The 14,026-nt window shown below is 68.0% G+C and carries 13 protein-coding genes, 1 tRNA gene and 1 pseudogene; 12 read left to right on the forward strand and 3 right to left on the reverse strand.

The window, feature by feature from the left end; genetic code table 11:
- From VD972_RS02645 to VD972_RS02655, 3 genes are all read left to right on the forward strand, one after another.
- The coding region (locus VD972_RS02645) for a sensor histidine kinase (protein WP_324980236.1) at positions 1 to 649 on the forward strand (649 nt) is incomplete at its 5' end.
- Positions 642 to 1,148 (forward strand): response regulator, encoded by a 507-nt coding sequence (locus VD972_RS02650; RefSeq protein ID WP_324980239.1) that lies wholly within the window; start codon positions 642 to 644, stop codon positions 1,146 to 1,148. The genes VD972_RS02645 and VD972_RS02650, both read left to right, overlap by 8 nt.
- A 75-nt stretch (positions 1,149 to 1,223) precedes the next feature.
- Positions 1,224 to 1,748 (forward strand): helix-turn-helix transcriptional regulator, encoded by a 525-nt coding sequence (locus VD972_RS02655; RefSeq protein ID WP_324980242.1) that lies wholly within the window; start codon positions 1,224 to 1,226, stop codon positions 1,746 to 1,748.
- 3 nt (positions 1,749 to 1,751) lie between these two features.
- Here the strand turns inward: VD972_RS02655 and VD972_RS02660 are convergent, their stop codons facing one another.
- Positions 1,752 to 2,591 carry a CHAP domain-containing protein gene (locus tag VD972_RS02660; RefSeq protein WP_324980247.1) on the reverse strand — a complete coding sequence of 280 codons (840 nt, stop codon included), beginning with the start codon at positions 2,589 to 2,591 and terminating at the stop codon, positions 1,752 to 1,754.
- A gap of 130 nt (positions 2,592 to 2,721) precedes the next feature.
- Between VD972_RS02660 and VD972_RS02665 the strand changes: the two genes are divergently transcribed.
- From VD972_RS02665 to VD972_RS02695, 7 genes are all read left to right on the forward strand, one after another.
- Positions 2,722 to 4,413 carry a HEAT repeat domain-containing protein gene (locus VD972_RS02665; RefSeq protein WP_324980250.1) on the forward strand — a complete coding sequence of 564 codons (1,692 nt, stop codon included), beginning with the start codon at positions 2,722 to 2,724 and terminating at the stop codon, positions 4,411 to 4,413.
- A gap of 50 nt (positions 4,414 to 4,463) precedes the next feature.
- The gene (locus VD972_RS02670) at positions 4,464 to 6,581 is read left to right on the forward strand and encodes an ATP-dependent helicase (protein ID WP_324980253.1); all 2,118 of its coding nucleotides are present in this window, start codon (positions 4,464 to 4,466) and stop codon (positions 6,579 to 6,581) included.
- Positions 6,582 to 6,673: 92 nt separating this feature from the next.
- Positions 6,674 to 8,287 (forward strand): Hsp70 family protein, encoded by a 1,614-nt coding sequence (locus tag VD972_RS02675; RefSeq protein WP_324980256.1) that lies wholly within the window; start codon positions 6,674 to 6,676, stop codon positions 8,285 to 8,287.
- Positions 8,288 to 8,298: 11 nt separating this feature from the next.
- Positions 8,299 to 8,724, forward strand: coding sequence for a hypothetical protein (locus VD972_RS02680; protein ID WP_324980259.1), 426 nt, complete (start codon positions 8,299 to 8,301; stop codon positions 8,722 to 8,724).
- A gap of 22 nt (positions 8,725 to 8,746) precedes the next feature.
- Positions 8,747 to 9,025, forward strand: a complete 279-nt coding sequence (locus tag VD972_RS02685; RefSeq protein ID WP_324980262.1) for a hypothetical protein — start codon at positions 8,747 to 8,749, stop codon at positions 9,023 to 9,025.
- 102 nt (positions 9,026 to 9,127) lie between these two features.
- Positions 9,128 to 9,199, forward strand: a tRNA-Val gene (locus tag VD972_RS02690).
- 188 nt (positions 9,200 to 9,387) lie between these two features.
- On the forward strand, positions 9,388 to 9,717 hold the full coding sequence (locus VD972_RS02695) for a YacL family protein (RefSeq protein ID WP_324980264.1): 330 nt from the start codon (positions 9,388 to 9,390) through the stop codon (positions 9,715 to 9,717).
- A gap of 6 nt (positions 9,718 to 9,723) precedes the next feature.
- Here the strand turns inward: VD972_RS02695 and VD972_RS02700 are convergent, their stop codons facing one another.
- Positions 9,724 to 10,698 (reverse strand): TerC family protein, encoded by a 975-nt coding sequence (locus VD972_RS02700; protein WP_324980267.1) that lies wholly within the window; start codon positions 10,696 to 10,698, stop codon positions 9,724 to 9,726.
- A gap of 285 nt (positions 10,699 to 10,983) precedes the next feature.
- On the opposite strand from VD972_RS02700, the gene VD972_RS02705 reads away from it, so the two are divergent.
- Positions 10,984 to 11,910: a carbohydrate-binding protein gene (locus VD972_RS02705; RefSeq protein ID WP_414653971.1), complete on the forward strand. Its 927-nt coding sequence runs from the start codon at positions 10,984 to 10,986 to the stop codon at positions 11,908 to 11,910.
- A 152-nt stretch (positions 11,911 to 12,062) separates the two neighbouring features.
- Positions 12,063 to 13,688 carry a Rieske 2Fe-2S domain-containing protein gene (locus VD972_RS02710; protein ID WP_324980273.1) on the forward strand — a complete coding sequence of 542 codons (1,626 nt, stop codon included), beginning with the start codon at positions 12,063 to 12,065 and terminating at the stop codon, positions 13,686 to 13,688.
- A 14-nt stretch (positions 13,689 to 13,702) separates the two neighbouring features.
- Here VD972_RS02710 and VD972_RS02715 read toward each other — a convergent pair.
- Positions 13,703 to 14,026, reverse strand: a pseudogene (locus tag VD972_RS02715) (hypothetical protein); the annotation flags it as partial.

The following is a 14,026-nucleotide window of genomic DNA, read 5'->3' on the forward strand; positions in this document are numbered from 1 at the left end:
GCGCGGGCGCAACACGTTGCCCTTCCTGAGCAAGCTGAGCAAGCACCTGCTGGCCGAGCGCCAGCAGATCCAGGAGCTGCTCGGTGAGGTCAGCCGGCACACCGAGCACATTGGCGCCATCGTCAAGCTGCAGCAGCGCTATGCCCGCGCGCCCCAGCAGCTGATCGAGCCCGTTCAGCTGGCGGAGCTGGTGGACGACGCCTTGCGCATCAACCACGCTGCGCTCAGCCGCCACTCCGTGCAGGTGGAGCGGGACCTGGCGGAGGTGCCTCCCGTGCTGACCGAGAAGCACAAGATCCTGACGATCCTGGTCAACCTCATCAGCAACGCCAAGTATGCCTTGGATGCGCTGCCCGAGCCGGGGCGGCGCGTGACCGTGAGCCTCAAGCCCCCTGCAGACGGCCGCATCCGGCTCGAGGTGACAGACAACGGCGTCGGGATTGCACCGGAGATGCTCACGCGCATCTTCCAATACGGCTTCACCACCCGCGAGGAGGGACACGGCTTCGGCCTGCACTCCAGCGCGCTGGCAGCGCAGGAGATGGGCGGGAGCCTGACTGCCCACAGTGATGGACCAGGCCGGGGAGCCACGTTCACCCTGGAGCTGCCTTTCAACCCGGAGCCGCAGCGCGAGCGAGCGTATGCATAAACGCCGAATCCTGGTCATCGACGACGCAGAGGAGATCCACAAGGACTTCACTCGGATCCTCTGCCCGAAGCCGACGGGAGAGTGGGACGATCTGGCCCTGCTGGAAGCGACGCTCTTTGGCTTGGCACCTGCCACGGGGAAATCCACCAGCGAGCTCTTCGAGCTGGACTCGGCCTTTCAGGGACAGGAAGGGCTCGCCAAGGTGCAGGAGGCCATGGCCTCGGGGCGACCCTATGAGCTGGTGTTCCTGGACTACCGGATGCCACCCGGCTGGAACGGCTTCGAGACGCTGCGGCGCCTGCGCCAGGTGGCGCCCTCGCTGCCCGTGGTGCTCTGCTCGGCCTACTCCGACTATTCCTGGGAGCAGATCCGCCGAGAGCTCGGGGAAGAGCAGCCCCTGACGGAGCTGAGGAAGCCTTTCAACAAGAAGGATCTCCACGAGCTGGCGTGCACGCTCACCGAGCCGCGAGTCACCTCAGGAGAGGGACCTCACGGGTAGCCGTACCCCTTTGGTGGTACAGCCCTCTCTCGTCGCTTTGCGTACCTTGCCTTGGACGTCCTCAAGGCAGGTGAAATGAAACGCACTTCGACAGCACTGGCAGTCTCAAGATCCTCTCAGCGCGGAGCCAGCCGTCGCTCTCTCTCTCAACAGCGGGAGGTCCGGCGGCAGGAGCAGCGGCTCCGGGCCACGCTCGGCACGGCCGCACGGATGGCCCGGCTCCGCTCCGGGCTCACCCAGGCGGATGTCGCCGATACCATCGGCACGGTGACGGAGGTCTATGGGCGCATGGAGCGGGGGAAGCTGCTCCCGAGCGTGCCGACCCTGTTCCGGCTCTGCCTCGCGCTCCACAGCGGCCCGCATGAGCTGATGGGGTTTGCCCCCGTGGGCCGCACCTCGGTCAAGCAGGCCTGGGAGACCCTCAAGGTCCCGCGACTGGGAGATACGCCGGAGATCCGACGGATGGTGCGCCGCCTGAGCAGCCTCGATCGCTCCCAGCTCCGGCTGGTCCAGCTGATCGTCGCCTCCCTCGTGGCGCGGCGGCTGAAGGGCCGAGGCTCCTCGGGCGAGGCGCGGAAGCTCCGCGCGGCGGGCGCCTGAGCCCTACCGCCGAGCCACGACGACGGGCTTGGAGGAGGGGAGCACGCTGGCATAGGCGGCGAAGAGCTGCCCGGTGAGGGCGAAGGTCCTCCCCGGGCCCGGTGCGCGCAGCGTGTCGTTGAGGATCTTGCCGGTGCTCGGATCCTTCGCGACCTTGGGCTTGGAGAGGTTCATCCGGTAGCGCACCACGCCGCGATTCACGCGGTGGATGACGGTGACGGTGCCGTCAGCGTCCACCTGATCCACGACGCCCACATGGGTGAGCCCATCGTTGCGCCGGCCGTCGCGGTTCTGATCGTACGTGTCACGGAAGAAGACGAGATCCCCGGGCACGGGCCGGCCTCCGTTGTAGACACGACCGTGGTTGAGGGCATGCCGGTAGAGCACGGTGACGCCGTTGTCCCCCGGCTTGGAGGTTCCTCGCAGCGAGATGCCGGCCTGCGCATAGACGGCCTCCACCAGCCCGGTGCAGTCACTGGGATACGCGCGGCTGCCCACCCTCACCTGGCCCTTGCCCACCAGCGTGCGCGCGGTGGCGAGCACCGTCTCTCGCGCATCTCGGGACACGCGAGGGCGAGACACCGGCTGCGCGCGCTTCTTCGGCTCGGCGCGCGGCGCACGAGAAGGGGCCTTGGGCGCGGGCGCCTCACGCTTCGGGGCCTGGGCGATCGCGGCCTGGGGCTCCTCGTCCACCTCGGGGATGGCCCGAGGCATGGCCGCCGGCGTCACGGGCCGGTAGCGGAAGCTGTCGAAGAGCACCTGCCCGCCCAGCGGAGCCCCCGCGGACCCCGTGGCGCACCCCGTCATCCACACCATCCCCGCCAGCAGCGCGATGTTCCTCATGAGGCCTCCATGTGAGTCAACGTGCTACATGGTGCGGCGCGGAGGTTGTGTCGTCAAAAAACCTACCCGAGCAACCGGGCGTGGAAGCTTGGGTTTTCGGATTCTGGAGTGGTGGGATAATGGTGGGGTGATGCCCAGGCTTCCTACCCTCGCAGTCCTCCTCTTTCTCACGGGTTGTGCGTCCCAGGCGTACCAGCGCGCCAAGGACGCGGACACGGCGGAGGCCTACCGTGACTTCCTGCGCGAGTACCCGAAGGACGACATGGCCGAGGCGGCCGAGGCCCGCGTGGAGGAGCTGGAGTTCACGCAGGCCCAGAAGCTCCACACGGTGCTGGCGTACAAGCGATTCCTGGAGGCCCATCCGGAGGCGCCGCAGGCCCGCGCGGCGGGCTCGCTGCTGGAGGGGCTGCGCTTCAACGCCGCGAAGGAGTCCGGCACGGCGGCGGCGTGGCGGCAGTTCCTGGCCGATCACCCCGAGGGGACACACCGGGACGAGGGCCGGCAGCTGCTCGTGGAGGCCGAGCGCAAGGAGCTGGTGACGGCAGGGGACTCGAAGCGGCTGTCTGCCTTCCTGCGCGAGGCGGGGGACGATCCGCGGCGGCAGGAGGTGGAGGCGCGGCTGGACGATCAGACCTTCGCCCAGGCGAAGGCCTCGGGCTCGGCGAAGCTCTTCGCGTACCTGCGGGACTTCCCGGCGGGCCAGCACCGAGAGGAAGTCAAAGCGCGGCTGCTGGACGTGGAGGTGGAGGGCCTGCTCGTCTCGGGGCTCTTGGAAGAGGCCGAGGCGCGGGTGAAGACGCATCCGCTGGGGCCGAAGCTCGAGGACTTCCCGGCGCGGCTGGCCCGGGCGAAGGCGACCCGTGAGGCGCTGGCCACGCGCGAGCCGCTGGTCCAGGCCGCGCACGTGGGCCACTACTTGAGAGATCTCGGCGATCTGCAGCAGGCGCTCGGGGCGCCGGATCCGCTGGATCGCTGGCAGGCAGCGGAGGAGCTGGGGCAGCACGTCTCGGTGCGTGCCCTGGATCCGCTGCTCAACGCCTTCCGCACCGCGCGCAACCCGCTGGTCCGCCTGTACGCGCTGGAGAGCCTCCAGAACGTGCTGCGCGCCCTGCCGCGCTCGGTGGCCGAGTACGAGGCGGCGGTGCGGCTGGAGAGCCTGCGCGAGCGCGCGAGCAGCCCAGAGGTCTACCTCACCCTCGCGGCGCTGCTGGATCTGACGGGGCAGCTCGAGCTGGCGTCCACCGAGTACCAGCGGGCCTACGACAACACCCACCCGGATCCGGTGGTGCTCCGCCGCTGGGTGAGGATCCGCCAGGAGCGGCGCCAGCCCTTCTCCGCGGCGGTGGCGGCGCGGCAGCTGGCGATATGGGCGCACGGAGTGGCGCGTGACGAGGTAGTCACTCCCGAGGGAGGAGTGCCGCTGGCGTCCGCCCGGCAGCTGTGCGCGGCGGCCGAGAACGCGCGCTTCGCGGTGGAGGCCATCGCCCAGGCTCGCAAGCAGGCCACGGAGTTCCCCGAGGATCTGAACAGCTTCGAGCGAGCGGCCACGGATGCGGTGAAGCTCTCGGAGGCGCGGCTGGCGGACGCGGAGCTGCTGCTGCGCGAGCGGAACCCGGACGTGCGCCTGTGCCGGAATCAGCAGGTGCGCGAGCGCCTGAGCAACGCGGTGAAGGAGCGCACGGCGGCGCTGGAGGGGGTGGGGACGAAGCTGCCGAAGCTGGCCCCGGTGCTCCTGGAGCTGGCCAGGGATCGCGATCCCTCCCCGGAGGTCCGCTCGGTAGCGGCGGCCCGGCTCGCGGCGATCTCCGCGCGCGGGGACTGAACGGATTTTCCCTGCCCACTCCTGGCGCGGGGGTTAGAGTCCGGGGGCTCATGGCCACTCGCACCTACACGCTGAAGGTCCCGCAGGGCGCGAAGCCGGCCTTGCGGATCGACTACGCAGCGCTCTTGAACGACGAGCAGCTGCGGGCCGTGGAGGCGGGGGAGGGGCCGGTGCTGGTGATCGCCGGCGCGGGCTCGGGCAAGACGCGTACGCTGACGTTCCGGGTGGCGCGGCTGCTGGAGCGCGGGGTGCCCCCCGAGGGCATCCTCCTGCTCACCTTCACCAACAAGGCCGCGCGGGAGATGACGCGGCGGGTGGAGGATCTGGCGGGCGGCTTCGTGGACGTGCGCAAGCTGCTGGGCGGCACCTTCCACCACGCGGCGCACACGCTGCTGCGCCAGTTCGCGCACAACCTGGGGTTCTCCCAGTCCTTCACGGTGCTGGATCGCGAGGACTCGCGGGATCTGATGGCCTCCTGCGTCGCCGAGCGGAAGATCGCGCGCGAGCGGCGCTTCCCGCGGGCGGAGGTGGTGCAGGATCTGGTGTCCACGGCCATCAACCTCCAGCGCTCGCTCTCGCAGGTGCTGGTGGAGGATCGGCCCCAGTTCCTCCCGCTGGCGGAGGAGGTGCTGGCGGTGGCGGTGCGCTTCCAGCAGCGCAAGCAGCAGATGAACCTGATGGACTTCGACGATCTGCTGCTGCACCTCAAGCGGCTGCTGGCCGAGCACCCGCCGGTGCGTGAGCAGCTCGTCGAGCGCTTCCAGTGCATCCTGGTGGACGAGTACCAGGACACCAACCGCCTCCAGGGCGATCTGGTGGATCTGCTGGCGGGGGAGCGCAGGAACCTGACGGTGGTGGGAGACGACTGCCAGTCCATCTACAGCTTCCGGGGCGCGGACTTCACCAACATCATCGACTTCCCGCAGCGCTACCCGGGCTGCGGCGTGTACCCGCTGACGCGCAACTACCGCTCCACGCCGGAGATCCTGCAGCTGGCCAACGCCTCCATCGCGTTCAACCAGCGCCAGTTCGCCAAGCAGCTCACCGCCGAGCGCCCCATGGGCCCCAAGCCGGTGCTGGTGCCCACCAAGGACGTGGACGAGCAGGCGGTGTTCGTCGCCCAGCGTGTGCTGGAGCTTCGCGATGAGGGGCTGCCCCTGGAGGAGATGGCGGTGCTCTACCGGGCGCACAGCCACTCCATGGAGCTGCAGCTCGAGCTGACGAAGCGGGGCATCCCCTTCCGGGTCCGCTCCGGGGTGCGCTTCTTCGAGCAGGCCCACATCAAGGACGTGCTGGCCCACCTGCGCTTCTCCCAGAGTCCTGGGGATGAGCTGGCCTTCAAGCGGGTGGTGAAGCTGGTGAGCGGGGTGGGGCAGGCCACGGCGGAGTCCCTGTGGACGGCTCTGGCCGCGCTCCCTCCCGAGCAGCCCGTGCAGGAGCGGCTGGCCCACGCGGATGTCCGCCGCCACGTGCCCAAGCGGGCCTCCACGGCCTTCACCCGCTTCACCGCGCTGATGGCCCGGCTCAACCGGCCAGAGGCCTCCCGCACGCCCGGGCAGCTCATCGAGGATGTGCTGACAGGGGGGTATGGCGAGTACCTCCGGGCCGAGTTCGTCGCCGAGGAGCGCCGCGAGGAGGACATCCGCCAGCTCGCCGAGTACGCCGGCCGCTTCGAGGATCTGCCGCGCTTCCTGTCCGAGATCGCCCTGGTCTCCGAGTTCTCCGCCGAGGACGCCATCTCCGGCGAGGAGCCGGACGAGTACCTCACGCTCTCCACCATCCACCAGGCCAAGGGGCTGGAGTGGAAGGCCGTCTTCGTCATCTGGCTGGTCGAGGGGCGCTTCCCCCTGGTGACGGCCATCCGCAACCCGGAGGAGGAGGAGGAGGAGCGGCGCCTCTTCTACGTGGCCGTCACCCGGGCCAAGGACGAGCTGGCGCTGACCTACCCGCTGACGACCAACCCTCGGGACGGGGCCCGGATCATTCTCCGCCAGTCGCGCTTCATCGAGGAGCTGCCGGTGGGGGAGGACGCTCCGTATGACCGGCTCATCCTGGAGGCGATGGAGACGCCGGCCCTCCCTCGGCTGGGGGGGGAGAAGGCGCTGGCGGGTGGAGCCCTACCCGGGACGACAGCCCCTCCAACGCCCGAGCCGGATCCCGAGGGCTAGCCTGGGCGGCCAGAAACGGGCATGCCGCGCCGCGACGTGATACAGAGTCGGACCGGGCGCTGAGTCTCATCTGCCAGCGCCTCTTGATTCTCATGGCGGACAAAGCTCGCATCGTCGGGATTGACCTGGGCACGACCAACACGCTGGTCGCTTCCGTGCGTAACCGCATCCCGAAGATTGTCCCCACCGACCGCGGCAACCTGATCCTGCCGTCCGTTGTCGCGCTCTCGGGTAAGGGGGACCTGCTGGTCGGCGGTGTGGCCAAGGACCAGATGGTCACCAACCCGAAGAACACGCTCTACGGCACCAAGCGGCTCATCGGGCGCAAGTACCACTCCAAGGTGGTGGAGGAGCTCAAGAGCTACTTCAACTACGACATTGTCGAGGGCGCCGAAGGGGACGCAGCCGTCTCGCTCGGTGGGAAGACGTACAGCCTGCCGCACGTGGCCAGCCTGATCCTCGGGCAGTTGAAGACCATCGCCGAGCAGTTCCTCGGCGGGCCCATCCAAGAGGCCGTCATCTCCGTCCCGGCCTACTACAACGACAACCAGCGCCACGCGGTGAAGGAGGCGGGCCGCCTGGCGGGCTTTGACGTCAAGCGCATCGTCAATGAGCCCACCGCGGCCGCGCTGGCCTACGGCTTCAACCGGGGCCTGGATCAGAAGATCCTCGTCTACGATCTGGGCGGCGGCACCTTCGACGTGTCGGTGCTCCACCTCACCGGCAATGTCTTCGAGGTGCTCGCCACCGGCGGCGACACCTTCCTGGGCGGCGTGGACTTCGACAACCGGGTCATCGACTACGTCATCGACAAGTTCATCGAGGAGCACAAGATCGATCTGACGCAGAGCCCCATCGCCATGCAGCGCATCAAGAACGCTGCCGAGGCCGCGAAGATCGATCTCACCCTGCGCCTCAACGTGCTGCTGGATCTGCCCTTCATCGAGGAGCGCAAGGGCAAGCCCATGGATCTGCGCATCCCCCTCACCCGGGATGTGCTCAACGCGCTCACGGGCGACCTGGTGAACCGGACGTTCGAGATCTGTGACCGGGTGCTCGAGGAGAAGGGCATCAAGCGCTCGGAGATCGACGAGATCATCCTGGTGGGCGGCCAGAGCCGCATGCCGCTGGTGCAGCAGAAGATCCAGGAGCACTTCGGCAAGCCACCGCGCAAGGGCGTGCACCCGGACGAGTGCGTGGCGCTGGGCGCGGCGCTGCTGGCAGACTCGCTGGGCAGCATCGACTCGGTGACGCTGCTGGACGCGCTGTCCATGCCCATCGGCTACGGGCTGCCGAACAACCGGGTCAAGCGCATCATCGACAAGAACACGCTCATCCCGCTGGTGAAGAGCTTCCGGCTGCCGGCACCGAAGGACGCAAGCTCGTCCTTCATCGAGCTGGACATCTACCAGGGTGACAGCGACCTGATCGTGGACAACGAGTACCTGGGCACGGTGCGCCTGCCGGCCGCGTTCGCGGGTCGGAAGATCGACTTCAGGCTGACCGAGGAGTGCCTCCTGCAGGTGATGGTGGAGGAGGGCTCCACCATGCGGAAGGTGGATCTGGCCACCCGGGACACGCCCGAGGCGCTCAAGAGGGCCATCGAGGAGGCGCTCCCCAAGGAGCCGCCCCCCACCGAGGCCCGGCAGCCCGAGGAGGGCGGTGGCCTCTTCTCCAGCATCACCAAGGTGTTCCGCCGCAGGTAGCGGGAGACACGATGCCGAAGTTCCCTTCCAAGGAGTGGTGCGAGGAGGCGGTCCGGCTCACCAACTCGGACCCCGAGGCGGCGGCGGCGGGCCAGGGCTGGACGGGGGACTTCGGGGCCATCGTGGAGCCGGAGCCGGGCAAGCTGGCCCAGGTCTTCGTGGTGCACATCGTCCCCAAGAACGGCCGCATCGAGAAGCTGCGGGTGCTGGACGATCCGGACGACCTGGATGAGTTCGAGCCCACCTATGTGGCTCGGGCGGCCTACTCCGTCTGGAAGGAGCTGCTGGCGGGGACCCTGGATCCGGTGGAGGCGGTGCTCAAGCGCCGCATCTGGGTGAAGGGGGATCTGCAGCCGCTGATCGAGCGGATGCGGTACAAAGGGATCGCGGACCGCGTCTTCGCGCAGCTGAAGACGGAGTTCATCGACGACCGGTGAAGGGTCGTGGAGGCATCCTCGGATGGGTTTTGGCAAGGAGCTGAAGAAGCGCGCCCTGGGCGTCACGGCCAAGGCGATGGAGCGGCTCATGGCGGACGAGAAGCGCGCCATGCAGGTCGCCAACGCCATTGGGACGGTGCAGCGGGGCAAGCAGGCGCTCGACAAGGGGCAGGAGGGGCTGCTGCGGGCCCTCAACTTCGCCCCCAAGAGCGACTTCAAGGCGGTGGGCAAGAAGCTCTCCAACCTCAAGCGCCGCCTGCGCGAGCTGGACGAGAAGCTCGGCACGCTTCACAAGGACTAGGGAGGGCTCCCGCCGGAATGGAAAGGCGGGGGGACGGCGTTGAATAGCGTTGACACGTGAGGGGGGCGGATGGCATTTACCCCCCCCGTTGTACGACCCCACGGGCGTATAGCTCAGCGGTAGAGCACTGCCTTCACACGGCAGGGGTCGCAGGTTCAAACCCTGCTGCGCCCACTGGCAGAGAGGCCGTGAGTCCGGGAGTCATCCCCAGGATTCACGGCCTTTCCTTTTGCGGGCTCGAGTGCTCGGTACCCATCACTTGCCCCGGCGGGGCTATCCACGGGGCGGCAGACGCTGGCCCAGCCCCTCCCCAGTCGAGTGATCTCCATGCGACACTGGCGCGTGGGACCAGGGGGCGACCGATGCCGAACGTACGGTTTACATGGGACCAGGCGGGGCATGTCACGGCCCTCGCGGAGCCGCCGGACGACGTGCTCGCCGACTATCTCGCCGAGGAGGTGCGCGACAACTTGCGCCTCTGCCGCCGCCTGCTCGACATCATCCGTGCGCTGCGGCTGGGCAACCACTCGTCCTGGATGGCCGAGGGGGAGGCCTGGAACATCAACCTCACGAAGGGGCGCGCCGTCATCGAGAGCGAGTTCTCGGTGCCGGGCCGCTCGCGGGAGCTGACGCTGGTGGAGTTCGAGGAGCTCGTCCAGGCCTGGCTCCGATTCCTCGAGACCACCCGCTGAGGCGGCTCAGGGCGCGTCCGGGACGGTGGGGCTCGGCGTCCGCTCTTTCGTGGCCGGCAGGGAGCGCGCCTTGAGGAGCGAGGCCACCACGGAACCCCCAATGAGCGCGGCGATGACGGCCAGGGAGACGAGGGCTGGCACCTTCACCACGTCCACCAGCGTCATCTTCGCCCCCACGAACACGAGCACCGCGGACAGGCCGACTTTCAGGTAGCTGAACTTCTCCACCATGCCCGCCACCAGGAAGAAGAGCGAGCGCAGGCCCAGGATCGCGAAGATGTTGGAGGTGAAGACGAGGAACGGATCCTGGGTGACGGCGAAGATGGCGGGGATGGAGTCCAGCGCGAAGATGACGTCGGTTACCTCCACGAGGATCAGCGCCATGAAGAGCGGGGTGGCCAGCCTCCTGCCGTGCTCCTTCGTGAAGAAGTGGTGCCCGTCAAAGCGGCTCGTCGAGGGAATGGTGCGGCGGGCCCAGCGCATGGCCCAGCCGTTCTCCGGGTGCTCCTCCTGGTTGCGGTTGAGGAACAGCTTGATGCCCGTGATGATGAGGAACGCGCCGAAGACGTAGATGAGCCAGTGGAAGCGCTGGAGCATGGCCACCCCGGTGAAGATCATCCCCGCGCGCAGCACCAGCGCGCTCAGGATGCCCCAGAAGAGCACCCGGTGCTGGTAGAGCGCGGGGATGCGCAGGGCCGAGAAGACGATGACGAAGACGAAGATGTTGTCGATGGAGAGCGACTTCTCGATCAGGTAGCCGGTGAGGAACTGCACGCCCGGCTCGGCGCCGAACTTCCACCAGAGGCCCGCGTTGAACAGCAGCGCGAGCCCCACCCAGACGGCGCTCCACGTCAGCGCCTCCTTGAACTTCACCACGTGAGCGCTGCGGTGGAAGACGCCCAGATCCAGCGCGAGCATCGCGAGGACAAAGGCGATGAAGCCCGCCCAGAGGGCAGGGCTGCCGACAGTTTGAAGGTCCATCCCTTTGGAAATAGAGAGCGGGCCATTCTTAGGCAAATAGTAATTCTGTCCGTAAAGCATCGTAAAAACCGATGACTCGGGGGTGGTGGGCGTCCTTTCGGCCGGCCCCTCTTCAGAGCGGTCGAGGCTTTACGGGTGGCTGAGAGATGACAGAACCGCGCCTCCCCTACTCAGGAAGAGGACTCCCATTTGAGAAGGCTTCGCATTGTTTCAGCGCTCTGCGCTTCGCTCCTGTGGGCCGCGTTTGGATGCGGCTCCGAGCAGCAGCTGGATCCTGGCGCTCCCGTGCCGGAGCTCGGCCTGGACCCCACCGCGCCTCCAGAGCCCGTCACTCCTCCTCCGCCGGTCTCGGGGACGAGCCCTGATCCCACTCCTGTGCCAGCTCCCGAGCCCACGCCAACCCCCGAGCCCACGCCCGAACCCCCGCCTGCGGATCTCGGAGTGGACGTGTTTGGGGTGACGATGCTCCACCCCACCAAGGCGGGCGGTGAGGCCTGGTCCCTGGCGGCCGACGCGACGCGGGACCCGCGCTTCGATCCGAAGTCCGCCCTCACCCGCAACGCGGATGGCTCCTGGAAGATCCAGTCCAACCAGGTGCGCCTGTCCGTCTTCACCTCCACCGGCTATGACTCGGGGAAGATCCCCACGTACGACCGGGACGTGCTGGCCGGCCGCGGCTACATGCAGGCTGCCAACGACTGGAAGAACGTGGAGATGACCGGCTTCGTGAAGCTCAACGCCGCCTCGGACATGGGCGACAACTTCGACTGGTACGCGCGCGGCGGCCGGCACACCGACTCGCTGGCGTGCGAGGGCTCCTCGTACAAGGGCGCGCTGCACTATGACGGGCGCACGCGCTGGCAGAAGGAGACGTGGCACGTCAGCTACGAGCAGGCCTCGTACAAGCCCGCTACCCGCTCGCTGGAGGGCCGCTGGGTCGGCTTCAAGGCCGTCATGCGCAACACGCAGGTGAATGGCAGGGAGGCCGTGCGACTCGAGCTGTACCTCAACGACAGCGCGGACAAGGTCACCTGGCAGAAGATCTACGACATGGTGGACGCCGGCGGCTGGGGCGGGGACGCCACCCACTGCGGCGGAGCCACGGACGCCATGCCCATCACCTGGGGGGGGCCCATCGCCGTCTTCCGCTGGGACAACGCCAGTGACGTGGATTTCAAATGGCTGAGCATTCGAGAAATCGAACCTGAGTGACGGCCGCTGAACGCGGGCTCGTACCCAGGCACCGGTGGTTGTGACTCGTCCCGGAGTGCAGCATTCCTCCGCTGCGGAAACTTTCGCGCAGCCTATGGGTCATCCCAGAGCGGCAGGGCACTGCTGCTCGGGAACTCCGGGGGAACAGGCACATGCAGATCACGTTCATTGGCCACGCGGGCTTCATCGTGGAGACCGCCGGCGCCCTGGTGGTCATGGATCCCTGGCTGTCTCCCAGGGGTGCCTTTGACTCGGCGTGGATGCAGTTTCCAAGAAACCACCACATGGCGCCGCGGGTGCGCGAGCTGCTGGAGACGTCCCCCAAGCAGCGCTTCCTGTACGTGAGCCATGAGCACAAGGATCACTTCGATCCGGAGTTCCTGGACACGATCCAGCGGCGGGACTTCACCGTGCTCATCCCACGCTTCCAGCGGGTGGAGCTGCTCGAGGTGTTCCAGGCCTACGGGTGCCAGCGGGTGATCTCCTGCAGGGATCGGCAGGAGATCCCGCTGCCGGGTGGCGGGTACCTGAAGCTCTTCCTGATGGAGTCCGGGACGAACCGTGACTCGAGCCTGCTGGTGCGAGGGGATGGGCAGAGCTTCCTCAACCTCAATGACTGCAAGCTCCACGATCGGCTGGCGAGCATCGCGGCGGAGGAGGGGCCCATCGACGTCTTCACCGCCCAGTTCTCGGGCGCCATCTGGCACCCCGTCTGCTACGAGTACCCGCGCGAGGTGTACGAGGCGATCTCGCTCCAGAAGCGCGACAGCAAGTTCGAGGCCGTGGCGCGGGCGATCGACACGGTGAAGCCGCAGGCCTACCTGGCGTCCGCTGGGCCCGCCTGCTTCCTGGAGCCGGAGCTGTTCCACCTGAACCTGGAGAAAGAAGGCATCTTCCCCCGGGCTCCCCAGCTGTTCGAGTTCCTCCACCGGCGGCTGCCGGGGGCCTCGACGCGCTACATCGAGCCGATGCCTGGGGATGTGCTCGACGTGACCGGCCTGGAGCAGGTCCACGGGGTGTCCGAGCGCATCACCGACGAGAACCTGGAGTCCTACCTGCGTGCGTACGCGGCGGACCAGGCGCACTTCTATCGAGCGCGACGGCGCAACATCCTGCGCGCCGAGGTGGATGAGATCCATGAGCTGCTGAGGGTGGAGCTGCGGCGCAAGCTGGACCTGCTGGAGGTGCACAAGCGGGTGGAGATGCCGCTGTACGTGATGATCAAGGAGGCGCCAGGGCGGCTGCTGCGCGTGGACTTCCAGGAGCGGAGGGTGGAGGTCGTCCCGGCGATCCGGGACTCCCGACGGTACACGATGGCGGTGAGCGCCGTGAGCATCGCGCGGGTCCTGGAGCGCAAGCTGACCTGGGAGGACTTCCTGCTGTCCTTGCGGCACCGGATGAGCCGGAACCCGGATGTGTACGATCCGATCCTCCACGGCTTCCTGGGCCTGGAGATCGATGACATCCGCGAGTTCTGCGAGGCCGTGCGGGCCATGGAGTCGCGGCGCGAGCGCACCACGGTGGTTGCAGGGGACAAGCGCTACTCCGTCCTGCGCTACTGCCCGCACCAAGGCGCGGATCTGGCCGAGGCGTGGGTGGAGGACGGACGGTACCTGGTGTGCCCGAGGCACCGCTGGCAGTTCGATCTGCACGACGGAGGGCAGTGCCCGATGAACGGGGCCTCCATCCAGGCCGAGTGCCTGCAGGACTCGGAGCGCAAGCGGGAGAGCGAGCGGGACAGGCTGGCAGCCTCCCCGGAGGTTCGGCCCGAGTCCTGATCCAGGGGAGGCCCTCAGGGCAGGCGGGCAAACAGCTCCAGCTCGAAGCGGCCGTTGTCCGTGCGCAGCCCGATGGGCCCCTGGAAGGCCAGCGCCTCGGGAGGGAGCTCGCCCTCCCAGACGAGGGTTCCATCCACGCGGACCCGCAGTCTCTGTCCTTCGAGCTCCGCTCGGAGCACGTGGGAGACGCCCGGTGCAATGGGCGGCACGGGCTTCCTCCGGTGCGGACGCACGGTGGCGTATCCCTGGTTCCCGCAGGCTGTGCTGGTGTGCTGGCCGGGGTTGGACTTGACGGACACGACCAGGCCGGGCTTCGGAGCGAGCCGCCACATCACGTA

The sequence above is a fragment of the Hyalangium sp. genome, assembly GCF_035629615.1.
Lineage (GTDB): Bacteria > Myxococcota > Myxococcia > Myxococcales > Myxococcaceae > Hyalangium.

Excerpts from the sequence above, each read along its gene's own strand:
- VD972_RS02650 (WP_324980239.1), top strand. The coding sequence starts at position 642 with ATGCATAAACGCCGAATCCTGGTCATCGACGACGCAGAGGAGATCCAC.
- VD972_RS02655 (WP_324980242.1), top strand. The coding sequence starts at position 1,224 with ATGAAACGCACTTCGACAGCACTGGCAGTCTCAAGATCCTCTCAGCGC.
- VD972_RS02660 (WP_324980247.1), bottom strand. The coding sequence starts at position 2,591 with ATGAGGAACATCGCGCTGCTGGCGGGGATGGTGTGGATGACGGGGTGC.
- VD972_RS02665 (WP_324980250.1), top strand. The coding sequence starts at position 2,722 with ATGCCCAGGCTTCCTACCCTCGCAGTCCTCCTCTTTCTCACGGGTTGT.
- VD972_RS02670 (WP_324980253.1), top strand. The coding sequence starts at position 4,464 with ATGGCCACTCGCACCTACACGCTGAAGGTCCCGCAGGGCGCGAAGCCG.
- VD972_RS02675 (WP_324980256.1), top strand. The coding sequence starts at position 6,674 with ATGGCGGACAAAGCTCGCATCGTCGGGATTGACCTGGGCACGACCAAC.
- VD972_RS02680 (WP_324980259.1), top strand. The coding sequence starts at position 8,299 with ATGCCGAAGTTCCCTTCCAAGGAGTGGTGCGAGGAGGCGGTCCGGCTC.
- VD972_RS02685 (WP_324980262.1), top strand. The coding sequence starts at position 8,747 with ATGGGTTTTGGCAAGGAGCTGAAGAAGCGCGCCCTGGGCGTCACGGCC.
- VD972_RS02695 (WP_324980264.1), top strand. The coding sequence starts at position 9,388 with ATGCCGAACGTACGGTTTACATGGGACCAGGCGGGGCATGTCACGGCC.
- VD972_RS02700 (WP_324980267.1), bottom strand. The coding sequence starts at position 10,698 with ATGGACCTTCAAACTGTCGGCAGCCCTGCCCTCTGGGCGGGCTTCATC.
- VD972_RS02710 (WP_324980273.1), top strand. The coding sequence starts at position 12,063 with ATGCAGATCACGTTCATTGGCCACGCGGGCTTCATCGTGGAGACCGCC.